Origin of the sequence: Fibrobacter sp. UBA2449, from assembly GCF_002342555.1 — a bacterium.
Classification (GTDB): domain Bacteria; phylum Fibrobacterota; class Fibrobacteria; order Fibrobacterales; family Fibrobacteraceae; genus Fibrobacter.
In genome coordinates, this window is sequence record NZ_DDQF01000006.1 from 167,659 (window position 1) to 183,390 (window position 15,732).

General features: G+C 56.7%; 14 protein-coding genes. 12 read left to right on the plus strand and 2 right to left on the minus strand.

All coding sequences use genetic code 11. From position 1 onward, the window contains the following. Positions 1 to 61: 61 nt before the first annotated feature. Positions 62 to 1,618: a hypothetical protein gene (locus B4B27_RS04085; protein ID WP_290723942.1), complete on the minus strand. Its 1,557-nt coding sequence runs from the start codon at positions 1,616 to 1,618 to the stop codon at positions 62 to 64. Between the two features lie 312 nt (positions 1,619 to 1,930). Between B4B27_RS04085 and B4B27_RS04090 the strand changes: the two genes are divergently transcribed. From B4B27_RS04090 to B4B27_RS04145, 12 genes are read left to right on the plus strand one after another with little or no spacing between them, the layout of a single operon-like run. Continuing rightward, complete coding sequence (locus tag B4B27_RS04090) at positions 1,931 to 4,072, plus strand: RelA/SpoT family protein (protein WP_173365870.1); 2,142 nt, start codon at positions 1,931 to 1,933, stop codon at positions 4,070 to 4,072. Then, entirely contained in the window at positions 4,069 to 4,659 is a 591-nt protein-coding gene (locus tag B4B27_RS04095) for a hypothetical protein (RefSeq protein WP_173382528.1), read from the plus strand. The genes B4B27_RS04090 and B4B27_RS04095 overlap by 4 nt, the downstream gene beginning before the upstream one ends. A 9-nt stretch (positions 4,660 to 4,668) precedes the next feature. Further along, positions 4,669 to 5,049 (plus strand): NADH-quinone oxidoreductase subunit A, encoded by a 381-nt coding sequence (locus tag B4B27_RS04100; RefSeq protein WP_173365872.1) that lies wholly within the window; start codon positions 4,669 to 4,671, stop codon positions 5,047 to 5,049. Beyond that, positions 5,040 to 6,299, plus strand: a complete 1,260-nt coding sequence (gene nuoB / locus B4B27_RS04105) for an NADH-quinone oxidoreductase subunit NuoB (protein ID WP_290723946.1) — start codon at positions 5,040 to 5,042, stop codon at positions 6,297 to 6,299. Before B4B27_RS04100 ends, nuoB begins: the two co-directional genes overlap by 10 nt. Next, on the plus strand, positions 6,296 to 7,447 hold the full coding sequence (locus B4B27_RS04110; protein WP_173382530.1) for an NADH-quinone oxidoreductase subunit D: 1,152 nt from the start codon (positions 6,296 to 6,298) through the stop codon (positions 7,445 to 7,447). Before nuoB ends, B4B27_RS04110 begins: the two co-directional genes overlap by 4 nt. A 3-nt stretch (positions 7,448 to 7,450) precedes the next feature. Next, complete coding sequence (locus tag B4B27_RS04115; protein WP_173382531.1) at positions 7,451 to 8,572, plus strand: complex I subunit 1/NuoH family protein; 1,122 nt, start codon at positions 7,451 to 7,453, stop codon at positions 8,570 to 8,572. Between the two features lie 13 nt (positions 8,573 to 8,585). Continuing rightward, entirely contained in the window at positions 8,586 to 9,059 is a 474-nt protein-coding gene (locus tag B4B27_RS04120; RefSeq protein WP_173365876.1) for a 4Fe-4S binding protein, read from the plus strand. Beyond that, positions 9,059 to 9,667, plus strand: coding sequence for an NADH-quinone oxidoreductase subunit J (locus B4B27_RS04125; protein ID WP_290723952.1), 609 nt, complete (start codon positions 9,059 to 9,061; stop codon positions 9,665 to 9,667). Before B4B27_RS04120 ends, B4B27_RS04125 begins: the two co-directional genes overlap by 1 nt. Further along, the gene (nuoK, locus tag B4B27_RS04130; RefSeq protein WP_173365877.1) at positions 9,664 to 9,969 is read left to right on the plus strand and encodes an NADH-quinone oxidoreductase subunit NuoK; all 306 of its coding nucleotides are present in this window, start codon (positions 9,664 to 9,666) and stop codon (positions 9,967 to 9,969) included. The genes B4B27_RS04125 and nuoK overlap by 4 nt, the downstream gene beginning before the upstream one ends. Next, positions 9,962 to 11,917: an NADH-quinone oxidoreductase subunit L gene (gene nuoL / locus B4B27_RS04135; RefSeq protein ID WP_290723957.1), complete on the plus strand. Its 1,956-nt coding sequence runs from the start codon at positions 9,962 to 9,964 to the stop codon at positions 11,915 to 11,917. Before nuoK ends, nuoL begins: the two co-directional genes overlap by 8 nt. Positions 11,918 to 11,924: 7 nt before the next feature. Further along, entirely contained in the window at positions 11,925 to 13,463 is a 1,539-nt protein-coding gene (locus tag B4B27_RS04140; RefSeq protein ID WP_290723960.1) for a complex I subunit 4 family protein, read from the plus strand. 3 nt (positions 13,464 to 13,466) lie between these two features. After that, entirely contained in the window at positions 13,467 to 14,909 is a 1,443-nt protein-coding gene (locus B4B27_RS04145) for an NADH-quinone oxidoreductase subunit N (protein WP_173382534.1), read from the plus strand. Between the two features lie 67 nt (positions 14,910 to 14,976). On the opposite strand, the gene B4B27_RS04150 is transcribed toward B4B27_RS04145, so the two are convergent. Next, a complete protein-coding gene (locus B4B27_RS04150; RefSeq protein WP_290723964.1) occupies positions 14,977 to 15,714 on the minus strand; it encodes an FISUMP domain-containing protein in 738 nt (245 codons plus the stop codon). Positions 15,715 to 15,732: the final 18 nt, after the last annotated feature.

Sequence of the window (15,732 nt, forward strand, 5' to 3'; positions counted from 1 at the left end):
AGCCGGTTGCCCAGCCCCGTCCGATTTTATCAGGAGTATTTTGATAAAAAGAACAGAAGAACTACCTCAAAGCAGGAGTTTCCCAGTCAATCCATTCAGACTTGTTGAAGTTGATGGTCTGGGTATTCTTGCTGTAGTCGATCTTGCCCGTCTTGGCGTCCTTGCCGAGCAGGAACTTGTTGATGAAGTCCTTGACCTCGTCGAACTGTCCGTTGGGGAGCTGGCAGTGACCGTGACCGCCTTCCTGGCTGTAGGTGTAGTTTTCCGTCACGCCGAGAGCCTTGTAGGTTTCGAGAGAAGCCTGGCCGCAGTAATTCGACGGCACTTCGCCAAGCCATTCCTGACCAGCGTTATCGATGATGAGAAGCGGACGCGGGGCGACCATGCTCACGAGCATGTGCTGGTCGAACGGGAGGGTGTTTTCCCTGCCGTCATAGCTCTTGAAGGAAGAAATCATCCACTTGCCTTCGGAACCGGCGCTGTTCAGACCCTGCACGAACTGCTTGCCCTTCTGCCTGTTGACCTGAGCGCCCACGCGCCAGAGGGAAGCGCCACCGGAACCGGATTCCTGCGGGATGGTAAGAGCGATACGTTCATCGAATGCACCCACGGCAAGCGTACCCTTGCCCCAGCGGGAGCAACCCGTCATGGCGAGGTGGTGCACGTCGATACCGGCTTCAGGAGTCTTTTCGAGAGCGTCGATGATTCGGCTTACGCCCCAGGCCCATGCGATGATGGTGCCGTACTTGTCCGTATTGCCGCCATAGATGTTGAAGAACATACCGCCACCGCTTTCAGGAGCGACGTTATCCGGATTGAACGTAATCATGGCGATATCGAGGCCGTTCGTTGCATTGCCGAGGCTTCCGCATCCACCCATCATGCCGCCGCCAAACCCGATGAGAGCCGGCTTCGGCTTGTCCTTGGTGCCCGCATTCGAAATGTTCACAGAGAAGCTGCCGGACTTGCCCTTGTCGGTCACCTTGATGGTGAGCTTTCCGCCGGAGTAGGAGCCTTCGACCTTTTCGGGATTGCGCGGTTTTTGGCCGAACATGAGCTTTTCAAGCATCGCGCCGATTTCTTCGCGGCGGCACTTCCATTCGTCCTTCGTGGAAATGCGCTTGCCGTCGAGGCCCATGAACGGGTCGGGCAGTTTCGCGTTGTTCACGCTCGTCGGGATGTTGCCAATCTGGCATTCGCTGCGGTGGTCTTCCACGAAGGAAGGCGATTCCGGCTGTGCGGCCGCGCTGCTGCTAGACACCACAAGTTCTGCCGAAGAACTAAAGAAATGATGATGCGAAGAACTGGAAGAAACCACGACAGCCGAAGACGGCGGCGGAAGCGCCACAGACGACGAACTCTCCGTCGGCGGCAAAAGTCCCTCGCTCGAAAGCGGCGGGTCCTCGATGACATGCCCTTCTTCTAAGGTCTCGTGGCTTATTTCAAAGATCGGAAGCGAAGAAGAAGACCCCAAAAGGGAATCCCCTGCAGACGAGAGACCGCCCTGATCCCCTAGACATTCCGGAGTTGTACATTCCACGGGCGAAGTGTCTTCCCCGCAGGCCCAAATTCCGAATGCGACGAGCGCAAACGGGAACATATATTTCCACTTTTTCATAACCATCCCCAAAGTTTAAAGTCGCCCATTCGACTTTATCCGGGCTCTAATAAAATAAATTCCCCTCGGGTAAAAAAGTTCCGGTTTTTTCATAAAGCGTTGTTCGCATTTACAACAAAATCGTGACGCGGGTCATAGTCACAACCATGTTTTTTTGGCAAGGGGTCGCACTTAAAAAAAATATTACAATGGAGAATATAGGCGAGCCGACAGCGATCGCCTTGCGCCCGTTCTCGGAAATGCAACGTTATTTTTGGCTTATTTTCCGCTAATTTCCGTTTTTGGGCCCCATTATATAATAAATTGTAAGCGATGAACAAGGCAAACTTTACTCCCAACGAGGAACACATCATCCAGGTGCTCCTCAAGAAGAACGGGAAGCTCGACGAGAGCATCCTGCGTAAAGCTATTGCCTTCATCGCCGACGCGCACGACGGGCAGTACCGCAAGAGCGGAATGCCCTACACCGAGCACCCGTTCGAGGTCGCGAAGATCCTCGCCGAACTGCAGCAGGACCAGCCGACGGTCCTTGCAGGCCTGTTGCACGACGTGGTGGAAGACACTCCGCACACGCTTGCAGAAATCGCAGCGGAATTCGGCGACGACACGGCGTTCATGGTGGACGCAGTCACCAAGATTACCGCGGCACAGGAAGAGAACAAGACCGCGCAGAAGGCGGAGACCTACCGCAAGCTTATCACCGCGATGGCGAAAGACCCGCGCGTCATCATGATCAAGATCGCAGACCGCATCCACAACATGCGGACGATGCGCTACATGAAGCCCGAGAAGCGCAGGGCCATCGCGCAAGAGACCTTGGACATCTACGTGCCCCTCACCCACAGGTTCGGTCTCTACAAGCTGAAAACCGAGCTCGAGGACCTGAGCTTCAAGTACGTAAATCCCGACGAATACCAGAAGATTGTCGACGCCCTTATCGAGAACAAGGCCAAGCGAGAAAAGTACGTGCAGTCCGTCATCGGGCCTCTGCAAATCAAGATGGCGCTCGAGGATTTCGACTGCACCATCCAGGGCCGCACCAAGAATATCTACAGCATCTACAACAAGATGATCAGTCGCGACTGCCAGTTCGAGGACATCTTCGACATCTTCGCGATCCGCATCATCGTGGAAACCATCCCCGAATGCTACCTCGCACTCGGCTACGTCCATAACCTGTGGACCCCGCTCCAGAGCCGCTTCAAGGACTACATCGCGACCCCGAAGCCGAACCTCTACCAGAGCATCCACACCACGGTCATCGGACCCGAGAACAAGATGGTCGAAGTCCAGATACGCACGAAGGACATGGACTTGACCGCCGAGAAAGGTTTCGCCGCGCACTGGGCCTACAAGCTCGAAACGCAACACGAGGGCGAAGAACTCGCCTGGCTCAACCACATGGTGAAGTTGCAGTCTGAAATTTCGGACTCCAAGGAATACCTCGACTTCCTTAAGGTCGACCTTAAGCCCGAGGGCATGACGGTGTTTACCCCGAAGGGCAACTCCATCGAGCTTCCCGAAGGCGCCATCGTCCTCGACTTCGCGTTCGCCGTCCACACGGAGCTCGGACTCCATTGCATCGGCGCCCGCATCAACGAAGAGGTGGTCAGCCTCGACCACGTGGTGACGCACGGGGCCACCATCCAGGTGCTCAAGAGCCCGAGCCAGGAACCAAGCCCCGAATGGCTCGACATCGTAAAGACCGTAAAGGCGAAGCAGGAACTGCGCCGCTGGATGAAGACCAGCATCACCAAGCAGGCTCGAAGCCTCGGCAAGGAAATTTGGACACGCGAACTGCGCCTTGCAAAAATCGAGAAGGACAAGCGACCTTCCGAGATGGACATCTGCAAGTACTTCGGCACTTTCAACCTCGACGACTTCTTCGAACGCATCGGCCAGGGCGAACTCCCACTCCAGGACATCCACCGGTTCATCACGGGCGGTTCGTCGCTTCCCAAGGAAATGGCGCTCCGGTTCTTCCCCACTTTCGGAAAAGACAAGAAAAACGACGTCCGCGACGAGATGCCGCTCCAGATTGGCCAGGAAACAAGCCTCGTCATCCACTTCGCCGACTGCTGCGCCCCTATCCCGGGCGACAAGATCGTGGGCGTCCTCAGGCCGCAGATGGGTATCGAAGTCCACAACATCACCTGCCCGTGCCTCAAGGACCTGCCGAGCGACCAGCAGATCGCGGTGGAATGGAGCGCCGACGTGACGCAGCCGTTCACCACGCACCTCACCATCGACACGGACAACCGCAAGAACATCACACTAGACATCTTGCAGGAACTGAAATATTCCGACCTCTCGCTCGACCGCATGAGCGTTGCAAGCGCGCAATCCTCCGGACGCATCCGCATGGAATTCAAGGCGTTCCGCAAGGAGCAGGTCGACGCCATCGTCACGAAAATTAAACAGATTTCGGGAGTCCGGGAGGTGTCCAAGGCATGATTACCCCGCTGCACCATAGCGACTACACGCTCAAGAACCGCGCCTTCAGCTGCCGCATGCGCAACCGCTACTACGAGGAAGTCTACTATGCGTTCCGAGCAGTGATGCCGCTCGACTCGAAGGGAAACATCGACGGGTCGGCCATGAACGCCGAATGGTTCAAGAACCTCGCTCAGGAAATCAAGAGACTCGACCACGTGCTCATGACATGTCTCGAATATTCGCAGGCAGCCGTATTCTACGGCAAGGCGGACATCGCGACACTCTACTCCAAGGACAAGCGCTGGGGCATTCTGCAAGAAGAAATCTTCCTCGTGCACTTCTTGCAGGAACTGCTTTCCACCACGCGCTATATCATCGCGCGTCTCGAAACCGACCACATGTTGCAGCGCTGGAGCGGTTCCATGCAGGACATGAAGGCGAAGCCCATGAGCTCCGGATTCGTGAGTTCCATCCAGGAAAAGCTTACCGCCATGTCGGAGGCGACCATCGACGAGTTCAAGGACCTCTTCAAGCATATCATCGACCGTTTCCAGATCGGCAACCAGCTTTTCGGGACCGTGCAGGAACTGCAGAATTTCTATTAAGGACAACCCATGTCTGAATACATAATACTCTCCATTTTCCTTTTTCTTGGTGCGTTTATCGCGGCCGCGGCGACTGTCGTCGGTCTCCTGCTAGGCTACCGCACGAAGAATACGAAAAACAAGATGGCCCCCTACGAATGCGGCATGGAGACCATCGGAAACGCCCGCATCCAGTTCAAGGTGGGCTACTACCTCTTCGCGCTCCTCTTCCTGGTCTTTGACATCGAAGCCCTGTTTCTCTTCCCCGTGATGATGAACTTCAGGGAAATCATGGCTGGCCACACAGCGCTTTCACCGGTGATTGTCATCGCCGACCTCGCCATTTTCATGGCTATCCTCGTTTCGGGCCTCGCATACGCCTGGAAAAAAGGAATCCTCAAATGGGAATAATCAATTTCGCACCCAAGATACTCGACCCGATTCCCGGCGGCAAGTATGTCGTGAACGCTATCGACTACGTTGTCAACTGGGCACGGGCAAATTCTATTTGGCCCCTCACCTACGGCACGAGCTGCTGCGCCATCGAGATGATGTCGAGTTCCATGGCCCGCTACGACATCGCGCGTTTCGGTTCCGAAGTGTTCCGCGCATCGCCGCGCCAGGCAGACCTCTTCATTCTAGCAGGTACAATCACCCGCCGCATGGCCCCCGCCATCCAGATGCTCTGGGAACAGATTCCCGGCCCCAAGTACGCCATCGCGATGGGCGCATGCACTATCAGCGGCGGACCGTTCATCTATGACAACTACGCCGTCGTCCGCGGAGCGCAGAACCTGATTCCGGTCGACGTGTTCGTTCCCGGATGCCCGCCGCGTCCCGAAGCGCTTTTCCACGGGCTACTCACCCTACGCGAAAAGATTCTCAAGGAGACCTGCCGCAACCCCTGGCACGAAGGCCAGCCGAAAGACGTCTCCACCATGGACCGCTACCGCGAGGCCGCGAAGACATGGGCCGCCCTCGAAGAGATGAAGGACGAGGAGATGGCCGAGGCCCGTGCGAAGTTCAAGGAAGAACATCCCGACTACAAGTCGAGCTTCAAGCCCATCCGCGTAAAGAAAGAAGACTTCCCCGAAGTAGAACGCAAGCCGTTCCGCAGGGTGGGCCTCACGCAGCTCGAGCTCTACCAGAAACTGCACGACAAGTTCCCCGGCATCACCTTCCACACCCACAGCGAAGATCCCATTGAGACGGTGCTTGCAAACGCGCCCGCCGACAGGCCGCTCGAAGTGATGGTGGAACCCGAGGACTATGTAGCCGTGACCGAATTCGTGAAAAACGATCCTGAATTCAAGATGGACTTCCTGATTGACGTGACAGCCATCGACTACGACGACCATTTCGACCTGGTGACACAGCTCCGGAGCCTACAAATCGGACACAAGATATTCCTCTGCGTGCAGCTGAAAAAGGACTTCAGCATTCCGGAAGAAAAGCGCGCGACATCGCTCCTGGCGAGCGTGCCTACAGTAAGCCATCTCTATCCCGCCGCAGAATTCAAGGAACGCGAAGTCTACGACATGTTCGGAATCAACTTCGAAGGCCACCCCGACCAGCGCCGCATATTCCTTGACAAGGATTTTGTCGGGTTCCCCCTGCGCAAGGACTTTACGCACCCGGAAATGATCAGGAGGCCCGTATGATCCAGCCACGTTTCTCGAACTTGCCTCCCGGATTCCGCATCCAGCGCGAAACCAATACCGAAGAATTCTTTATCAACATGGGGCCGCAGCACCCGAGTACGCACGGCGCACTCCGCCTTGCGCTACGCATGGACGGCGAAACCATCGTTGAACTTGTACCGCATTTCGGTTACATCCACCGCGGCATGGAAAAGCAGGCGGAATCGATGAGCTACCTACAGTACATCGCGCTTTCCGACCGCCAGGACTACCTCACCGCCATCCAGAACAACCTGGGTGTCGTCATCGCGCTCGAAAAGGGCATGAACGTGGGCGTCCCCGAAAAGGGCGAATACATCCGCGTGATGCTACAGGAACTGGGCCGCATCGCATCTCACCTCGTGTTCTACGGCTGCTTCGGCGGCGACCTCGGCGGACAGACATGCCTCCTCTTCGGGTTCAAGGAACGCGAGATGATTCACGACATCCTGGAAGAAGTGACAGGATCGCGCCTCACTACAAACTTCTTCAGGCCGGGCGGAAGCCGTTACGACGTGCCCGACACGTTCATTCCGCGCGTAAAAGCCTTCCTCGACCATCTCGAAGACGCCATGCGCGACTACGAGCGCTTCCTCTCGAAAAACATCATCGTGCTCGAAAGAAGCATCGGCATCGGAGTCCTCTCCAAGGAAGACGCCATCGCCTACGGATGCTCGGGGCCGGTACTGCGTGCAAGCGGAGTCGAATTCGACGTCCGCCGCGCGAACCCCTACAGCATCTACGACCAGTTCGACTTCGACATTCCCGTGTTCCATAACGGGGACTGCTACGACCGCTACAAAATCCGCATTGCCGAAATCCACGAATCCATGAAGATCCTGAGGCAGTGCATCGACAAGTTCCCGAAGGACGGTCCGTGGAGATCCAAGGAAAAGCCGGTGCGACTCCCCGTGGGCCGCTACTACAGCGAAATCGAAACGGCAAAGGGACTCTATGCGACCTACGTGGTCGCAGCCACCACCGGCGAGAAGCCCTACCGCATCCACACGCGAGGGCCCAGTTTCCCGCATATCGCCGCGCTCAACAAGATGGTGCAAGGCCACAAGGTTTCGGACCTCGTTACCATCATGGCGACCCTCGACCCCGTGATTCCCGAAATTGACAGGTAGTTTATGTTCGTTCCCTCCATTACAAACCCCGTCGGCGACTTTGTCCGCGAAATGGTCCCCAGGCTCGCGGAATACCTGCCCGCTAGCATCCAAAGCGATACGCTCAACAGCATCGTCGCCTTCCTGGTGAATGCGCTCATCTGCGTCATCGCCGTCTGCGCGGTAAACATCGGTTCTGCCCCGATCCTCATCTACATGGAACGCAAGGTGTGCGCCCACGTGCAATGCCGCCTCGGCCCCATGCGTCTCGGCTGGCACGGAACCATCCAGACCATCGCCGACGTGCTCAAGATGCTCTTCAAGGAAGTGTATGCCCCGAGCGGTGCAGACAAATTGATGTTCTACCTCGCCCCGCTCATCGTCCTTATCGCCCCCTTCATCGTATGCGCGCTCATCCCCTTCGGCCGCGACCTCGTCGTTGCGGACGTCTCGATGGGAATCCCGCTCATCATCGCGGTGAACGGATTCGGCGTGTTGGGTATCTTGCTCGGCGGCTGGAGCAGCAACAACAAGTACTCCCTGCTCGGCGCCCTCCGCAGCGGCGCCCAGATGATCAGCTACGAAATCTCGTTCACGATGATCCTCCTGTTCGTCGTAATGATTTCGGGTTCCACGAACCTCATGAGCATCACGCTCGGCCAAGAAGGCACCATTTCCGACTGGTGGATCTTCAAGATTCCCGTCCTCGGCATCATCGCCTTCATCCTCTTCTTCATTTCTTCGACCGCCGAGATGAACCGCGCGCCCTTTGATATCGCCGAAGCGGAGCAGGAACTCACGGGCGGATACCACACGGAATACAACGGCACGCCGTTCGCCATGTTCTACCTCGCCGAATACATCGCGCTCGTCACGAACTCGGCTCTTGCCACCACGTGCTTCCTCGGCGGATTTTTACCGCCCTGCATCGGAGTCGCGTTCGTGGACAACTATCTCAACATGGTCCCCGGCGTCGTGTGGTTCTTCGCGAAAGTCTTCTTCATGATCTGGTGCTACATGATGGTCCGCTGGACGTTCGTGCGTCCGCGCGTCGACCAGCTCATGGATTTCGAATGGAAGTTTTTGTTGCCCGTGAACCTCGTGCTGCTCATTGCCGGCGCGGCATACATCGTGGTCTGTGGTTAGGCGGGAGTTTGCTATGCAAGAGAATATTACCTTACTACAATATTTCAAGCGCTACTTCAAGCGTTGCATCACGGGGCCGTGGAGCCTCATGTGCGGGCTTTCCGTTTCGCTCAAGTATTTCTTCGACCCGAGGCGCATCGTCACCGAACAGTACCCCGAGAACAGGAAGACTCTTCGGATGCATCCGCGCTACCGCGGACGCCTCGAAATGATCGAGGATGCAGACGGGAACAACCATTGTACCGCCTGCGGCATGTGCGAACGCGCCTGCCCGAACGCATCCATCAACGTGCTCTCGACCAAGAATATCGCGGGCAAGAAGGTGCTGGGCCGCTACGTGTACCACTTCGCGAGCTGCACCCAGTGCGGGCTCTGCGTCGAAGCCTGTCCGTTCGGCGCCATCCGAATGAACCAGGATTTCGAGGTCGCAACGACGGACCCGAATACTCTCGAAATGATCTTGAACAAGAAGGAGGGACAAGGCTAATGTTCCCGAACCTGAATTTGCCCGGCCTGCAGTTGCCGGACCTTCCGCTTGCCTTCCCCATGGGAGGCATGGACATCGCGTTCTACGTGGTCGCAGCCGTAATGCTCTTTACCGCCGTCTGCACCGTTGCCGTGAAGAATATTCTGCAGAGCGCCGTGTTCCTGATTTTCAGCTTTGTCGCGACAGCCATCCTCTACCTGCTCTTGCATGCGGAATTCATCGCACTTGCGCAGGTGATGGTCTACGTGGGTGGTGTCGTCATCTTCGTGGTGTTCACCATCCTGTTGACAAGCCACTTGGGCGAAGACGCCTTCGCCACAAAAATCCCGCGCGTATTTGCCGCATTCGCGCTTTCCATCGCTTTTGTACTCGTGATGGTCAAGTGCATCTTGCCGACGCCCGAACTTGCAAGCGGCGCCGTCAGTTCCCCGGAAAACTACTCCGGGCTTGAACCCATCGCGATGAGGCTTCTCGGTTACGGACCCGACGGATTCATTATCCCGTTCGAGGTGGTGAGCATCCTTCTTCTAATGACGCTCATCTGCGCCATCACTGTCGCACGCAAGAGCAAGGACGAAGTCGAAAAAGAAAAGGCGGTGCAACAATGAACTTGATGAACTGCCTGATTCTTGCCTTCCTGCTGTTCGGTATCGGAGTCTGGGGCCTCATGCGCAGGCGTCATCTCATCGGCATGCTCATTTCCATCGAGCTCATGCTGAACGCAGCAAACATCAACTTTATCAGTTTTGCCTACTTTACCGCGCACGATGCAACGGCAGGTGCGCTCTTCAGCATTTTCGTCATCGCCGTGACAGCCTGCGAAATGGCAATCGCGCTTGCCATCATCGTCACCATGTACCGTCGCCACAAGAGCCTTGACGCCGACCAGTTGAGGGACCTCCATGATTAACGACATCACCCTCTCCTACCTCATTTTCCTACTCCCGCTTCTGACATTTGTCGTAAACGGGCTTTTCCTCGGCAACCGAAACGCGAAGGCCGCGGCCGCATTCGCCATCGCATGCAACGGCATTGCCGCGGCATCGGCCATCACGGTCGCCATCCACTACTTCACCTCGACATACGCCCCGCAGAAGGCGACGCTCTTCGAGTTCAACTTCCTCCCGTTCGCAGGCGACCTCGTCGCAAAAATCGGGATGCTCGTGGATCCGCTCTCGGTGATGATGCTCGTGGTCGTCACGTTCATCAGCTTCATGGTGAACATCTACAGTCTGGGCTACATGCGAGAGGACCGCGCGATGGGCAGATTCTTCGCCCTGCTTTCGCTGTTCAGCTTCAGCATGCTCGGGCTCGTCGTTGCGACCAACCTCTTCCAGATGTTCATCTTCTGGGAGCTCGTGGGCGTTTCCAGCTACCTGCTCATCGGTTTCTGGTACCACAAGCCCTCCGCGGTAAGCGCCTCGAAGCAGGCGTTCATCCTCACGCGATTCGCCGACAGTTTCTTCCTGCTCGGCATCGTGCTCGTAAGCTACGTAGTCGGGAGTTTCGATTTCTCGACCATCAACTCGCTTTCGCTCTCCGACTTCCGCTCGGGAACAATCAACCTCGGGCTCATCGAGATGTCGCAGGCAAGCGCGCTCATCCTCGGTTCAATCCTCATCTTTACCGGCGGCTGGGGCAAGTCGGCCATGTTCCCGATGCACATCTGGCTCCCGAACGCGATGGAAGGCCCGACTCCCGTCTCCTCCATCATCCACAGCGCAACGATGGTGGTCGCAGGCGTATACCTGGTCGCCCGACTCTTCCCGTTCTTCGCTGCATGCGGGGATTCACTCACGCTCATCATGTGGGTAGGCGCCTTCACGATGGTGTTTGCCGCCGTCATAGCCTGCACGCAAAAGGATATCAAGCGAATCCTCGCCTACTCCACGCTATCGCAGCTCGGCTACATGATGTTCGCTCTCGGAGCATGCAAGATCGGCCAGGCCGTGTTCACCACGGGCTGGACGGCATCGACCTTCCACATCTTCACGCACGCCTTCTTCAAGTGCAGCCTGTTCCTTATCGCGGGCAGCCTCATCCACCAGGTGCATACGAACGACCTCGATGCGATGGGTGGACTCTGCAAGAAGATGCCAGTCACCTACATCTGCACCCTCATTTCCGTGCTCGCGATTTCGGGAATTCCGCCGTTCTCCGGTTTCTTCTCGAAGGACGAAATCATCCTTGCCGCCTTCCAGGGCCAACATTATGCGGTATTTGCGCTTGCCCTCCTCACGAGCGGGCTCACCACGTTCTACATGTTCCGCCTGTTCTTCCTCGCCTTCCACGGAGAACCGCGCCATGAGGGCGTTCGCGCAGGCCATGTGCACGAAGATTTTGCGATGACGCTCCCCATTGTCGTATTGGCCGTTCCCGCACTCCTGAGCGGTCTCCTCGGCAAGGGACTCTTCGAAAAGTACTTCACGCCGGGAAATCTGCACGTTCCCGTGATGCTCAAGCTCGCCCATGCGGAGTGGATACCGTTTGTCGCCGTAGCAGTCGCCATTATCGCACTCCTTATCGCCTGGTTCCTCTATGCAAGTCCGAAGGCGAAAATAGAACGCGCGCTCGACGAGACAAACCGCAGCGGCATCTACAAGGTCATCTACCACAAGTTCTATTTCGACGAGATGTACTACACCGTCGTACGCCAGTTCATTTTCGGCGGCATCGCACGGGTGGCACGCGCCTTCAACGATTACGTCATCGAAGGCCTGCTCGCGTTTTCCGTCTGGTTCATCCACAAGCTGGGCGACCTTGTGCGCACGGCACAGGCGGGCTATCTCCCCTTCTACCTCGGCACACTGATTGTGGGCGTTCTCCTCTGGCGTTTCTTCGGCCAGCTTCCCCTGTAGGTGCAATATGGATACAATACTTTTTAACCTCATCTGGGTCATCCCGCTCGTCACGGTTTTCGCCTGCATTCCCATTCCGGCGGCTCGCGAAAGGTTGCTCCGCGGAATCCACACCGCCTCCGCGACCCTCGTTCTCGGCATCGTCTGCTACCTCACCTTCCGCGTCTACGCCATAGGAAGCGTTTCCGCAAACGAAGTCGCGGCACCGCTCCTGCTTCGGTTCTTTACTGACATTCCCTGGCTTTCGATGTTCAATGCCCACTATATAGTGGGGGCCGACGGCCTCAACATGCTGCTGCTCGCGCTCACCGCGTTCATCGTATGGGCAGGAGTCCTCGTAAGCTACAGGATCAAGGGCAACCAGAAGGTATTCTTCGCGCTCATCCAGATTCTTGCAACGAGTGTCTACGGCGTATACATGAGCTTCGACCTCGTGCTGTTCTTCGTATTCTACGAGATGGAAGCGCTCTGCATGTACCTGATGATCGCCTGCTACGGCAGCGGCAAGCGCGACTACGGTGGCAAGAAGCTCACCTTGACGCTCGCGTTCGGATCTTCCATGATTCTCGCGACCCTCTTCGGACTCTACTTCGAAGGCGGCGTAAACAGCTGGAGTATCATGGAGCTTTCCAAGGTGACACTCCCGATGGAATTCCAGATGTGGGCCTTCCCGCTCATGTTCATGGGATTCGCCGTATCGAGTTCCCTGTTCCCATTCCACTTCTGGAGTCCGGACGGCCACTCCGCCGCCCCGACGGCCGTCTCCATGCTCGCCGCCGGCGTGATGATGAAGATGGGAGCCTACGGATGTCTCCGCGTCGCCATGTTCCTCATGCCCGAAGCGGCAAAGATTTGGCTCCCCTACGTGGTGGCGCTCCTCATCTTCAACGTGGTCCTCGGCCCCTTCATCGCGCTCCGCCACAAGGATCTCAAGTACATCACCGCCTACAGTTCCATCAGCCACCTGGGCCTCATCTTCTTGGGCCTTGCGGCACTTACGCCGGTCGGCCTGCGCGGCGCCAGCCTCCAGATGATTTCGCACGGATTCCTCACGGGCCTCTTCTTCGCGACCATCGGCATGATCTACGAACGCACGCACACCCGCGACATCACGCAGATGGGCGGCATCATGCGCAAGATGCCCTTCCTCGGCGTCGGTTTCGTACTCGCAGGCTTTGCGGGCCTCGGACTGCCGGGATTCAGCGGGTTTATCGCCGAAAGCACTATCTTCATCGGCGCCTTCCAACAGGATTCAACCCTCACGCGCATCGTCACGATTCTCGCTATACTCTCCATTACGACGACCGCTGTCTACATCCTGCAGACGGCTAACCGCATGCTCCACGGCCCGCTCCCGCAAAAATACGAGAGTCTCACCGACGGATGCTTCCGCGAAAAGCTCGTCATCGTCGTGCTTGTCGCATGCCTCCTGTTCATCGGCATTTGCCCCGGCTGGATTTCCGACATGCTCGACTGGAGTATCGCCCCGATATTTGCAAAGATTTCTGCAGCCACCCAGCCCGTCATCGGCGGGATTGGAGGTTAAACCATGTTCGATTTTTCAACGTCACACTTTCTTATTCCCGACCTGCTGTTGCTGATTTTCCCGTTCATCGTCATCGGGAGCCGCCTCTTCTGCAACGCGCAATCCAAGATGCCCTGGCGTATCGCAAATTTCGGTTTCATCGCCATTTTCATCTTGCTGAACTTCATCCCGCTTGCTAGCGGCGAAGGCCGGTTCTTCATCAGCAACTGGCGTATCGACGACTTCGGCGTACTCATGCGCGAGGTGCTCCTCGTGAGCGCCATTCTCGGCATGTGGTTTGCAAAGGACTACTTCGAGCACGGAGCCGACGGCAAACCGCAGATGCACCAGATTGCAGAATTCATCGGAGCCATCGCATTCGCGACCTTCGGCGGCGTGACCGTCGTTTCGGCATGCGACATGCTCACCTTCTTCCTCGGCCTCGAAATCGCGACCATCCCGATGTATGCGCTCACCGCCTGGAACAAGAAGGACCAGCTCGGAAGCGAAGCGGCCACCAAGTATATCCTGATGGGTTCCGTCGCCACCGCTTTCGAACTGTTTGGATTCAGCTACCTCTACGGTTTCGCAGGCTCTCTCCACTTTAGCGAAATCCAGACCGCCGTGGCATCTGGCACAAGCCCGCTCCTTTGGGTTGCCGTACTCTTCCTCTTCTGCGGAATCGGATTCAAGCTCACGCTGTTCCCCTTCTACACCTGGGCCCCGGACGTCTACGAAGGCGCGCCGACTCCCGTCACAGCAGTCCTTTCCGTCACCTCGAAGGCAACCGCCATCGCATTCCTCGTGGTGCTCGTTTTCGGCCCCCTCGCCCCCATCCAGGAACAGATAGCACCGCTCATTGCGCTCCTGGCCGGCACCACGCTCTTCGTGGGTAACCTTGGCGCCCTGAAGCAGAGCAGACTCCGCAGGTTCATGGCCTACAGTTCCATTGCACAGGCGGGCTACATCATGGTCGCCCTCCTCGGCCCTGCCGCCACGGCAAAAACGGCCATCATCTACTACCTGTTCGTCTACGCGGTCTCGAACTACCTCGCATTCTTCGTGTTCGGCATCATCGGGCACCACCGCGAAGAGACTTTCGCTTCGTTGCGCGGTCTTTCGAAGCAGAACCCAAGCCTCGCCATCTCGCTTGCGATTTCGATGTTCAGCCTCGCCGGCATTCCGCCACTTGCGGGATTCTTCGGCAAATTTCACCTGTTCTACAGCGGAGCCTCTACCGGCCACTACATGCTGGTCGCCTTCGCCGTCTTGAACAACGTTCTCGCTCTGTTCTACTACATACAGCTTATCAAGAGCGCCTGGGTCGACGAGCCCGACGGACACCTTACACCGCTACGCCTCACGCGTCGTCAACGCGCAGTCATCGTGGCACTCAGCATCGCCGTCGTAGCGCTCGGATTCCTGCCGTTCCTGAGCAACAACATCGTCGCGGGATTCAGCTTCTAGAATTCCAGCAACAAATTACACCAGCCGCAGGAGTACACCTTCTGCGGTTTGTTTTTTTCCGTAGCGGTTATTCGTCCGCGACACAGCGGACATTGAGCTCGTTTTCCTTGTATTCTTCATCGGGGTACATATACGAGGTGTCCCTATAGTATTCCCTAAGGACGTAGCTCCTTGCAGACCTGGCATTCAACTGCGAGGTGCTCCAGAATTTCGCAGTCACCCCGCGATCCAGGAAGTTTCCGCTCATGAACCTGAAACCCGACGGATATATATTAAAATGCGATTCGTTCGTCCCGTTTTCCCTTTTCCATCCGTAGGTCGATTTTAAGGCCCGGGTTGCAAGCGAGCCAGCCTTGCTTTTGACATAATAGAGCATTTCCTTCCATTCGGCATCGCTTGGGATATGCCAGCCTTCGGGACAGACACCACGAATATAGGGCTTGGCCAACAATTTGCATTCCGAAATGTTGCATTTCGATTCAACGCCCATCGCAGACGCCCATGTATAGAAGCGACCGCCTTCTTCCTTGCAGTTTAATTCTTCACCGTTGAAACATTCGCTATCGGGACTGCGGTACCTCAAGTTCTCCGCCATCCAGGCCTTCTTGTTGATAACGGCAATCTCGTATTTCCGGCCGTCGCGCTTATCCGTAAAATAACGTTCCCATTTGCTTGCTTTGGGTGCGGCGCTCTCCACGCTGTCCTTTTTCGGAACTTTCGCATCGCTAGCCTTTTGGAATGGGGATTTTTCCCACGGATTGTCATTGCTGTCAAATGACGCAGAAGCGCCAAAAGCCGACAGCATGACAAAAAAGGCTATAGC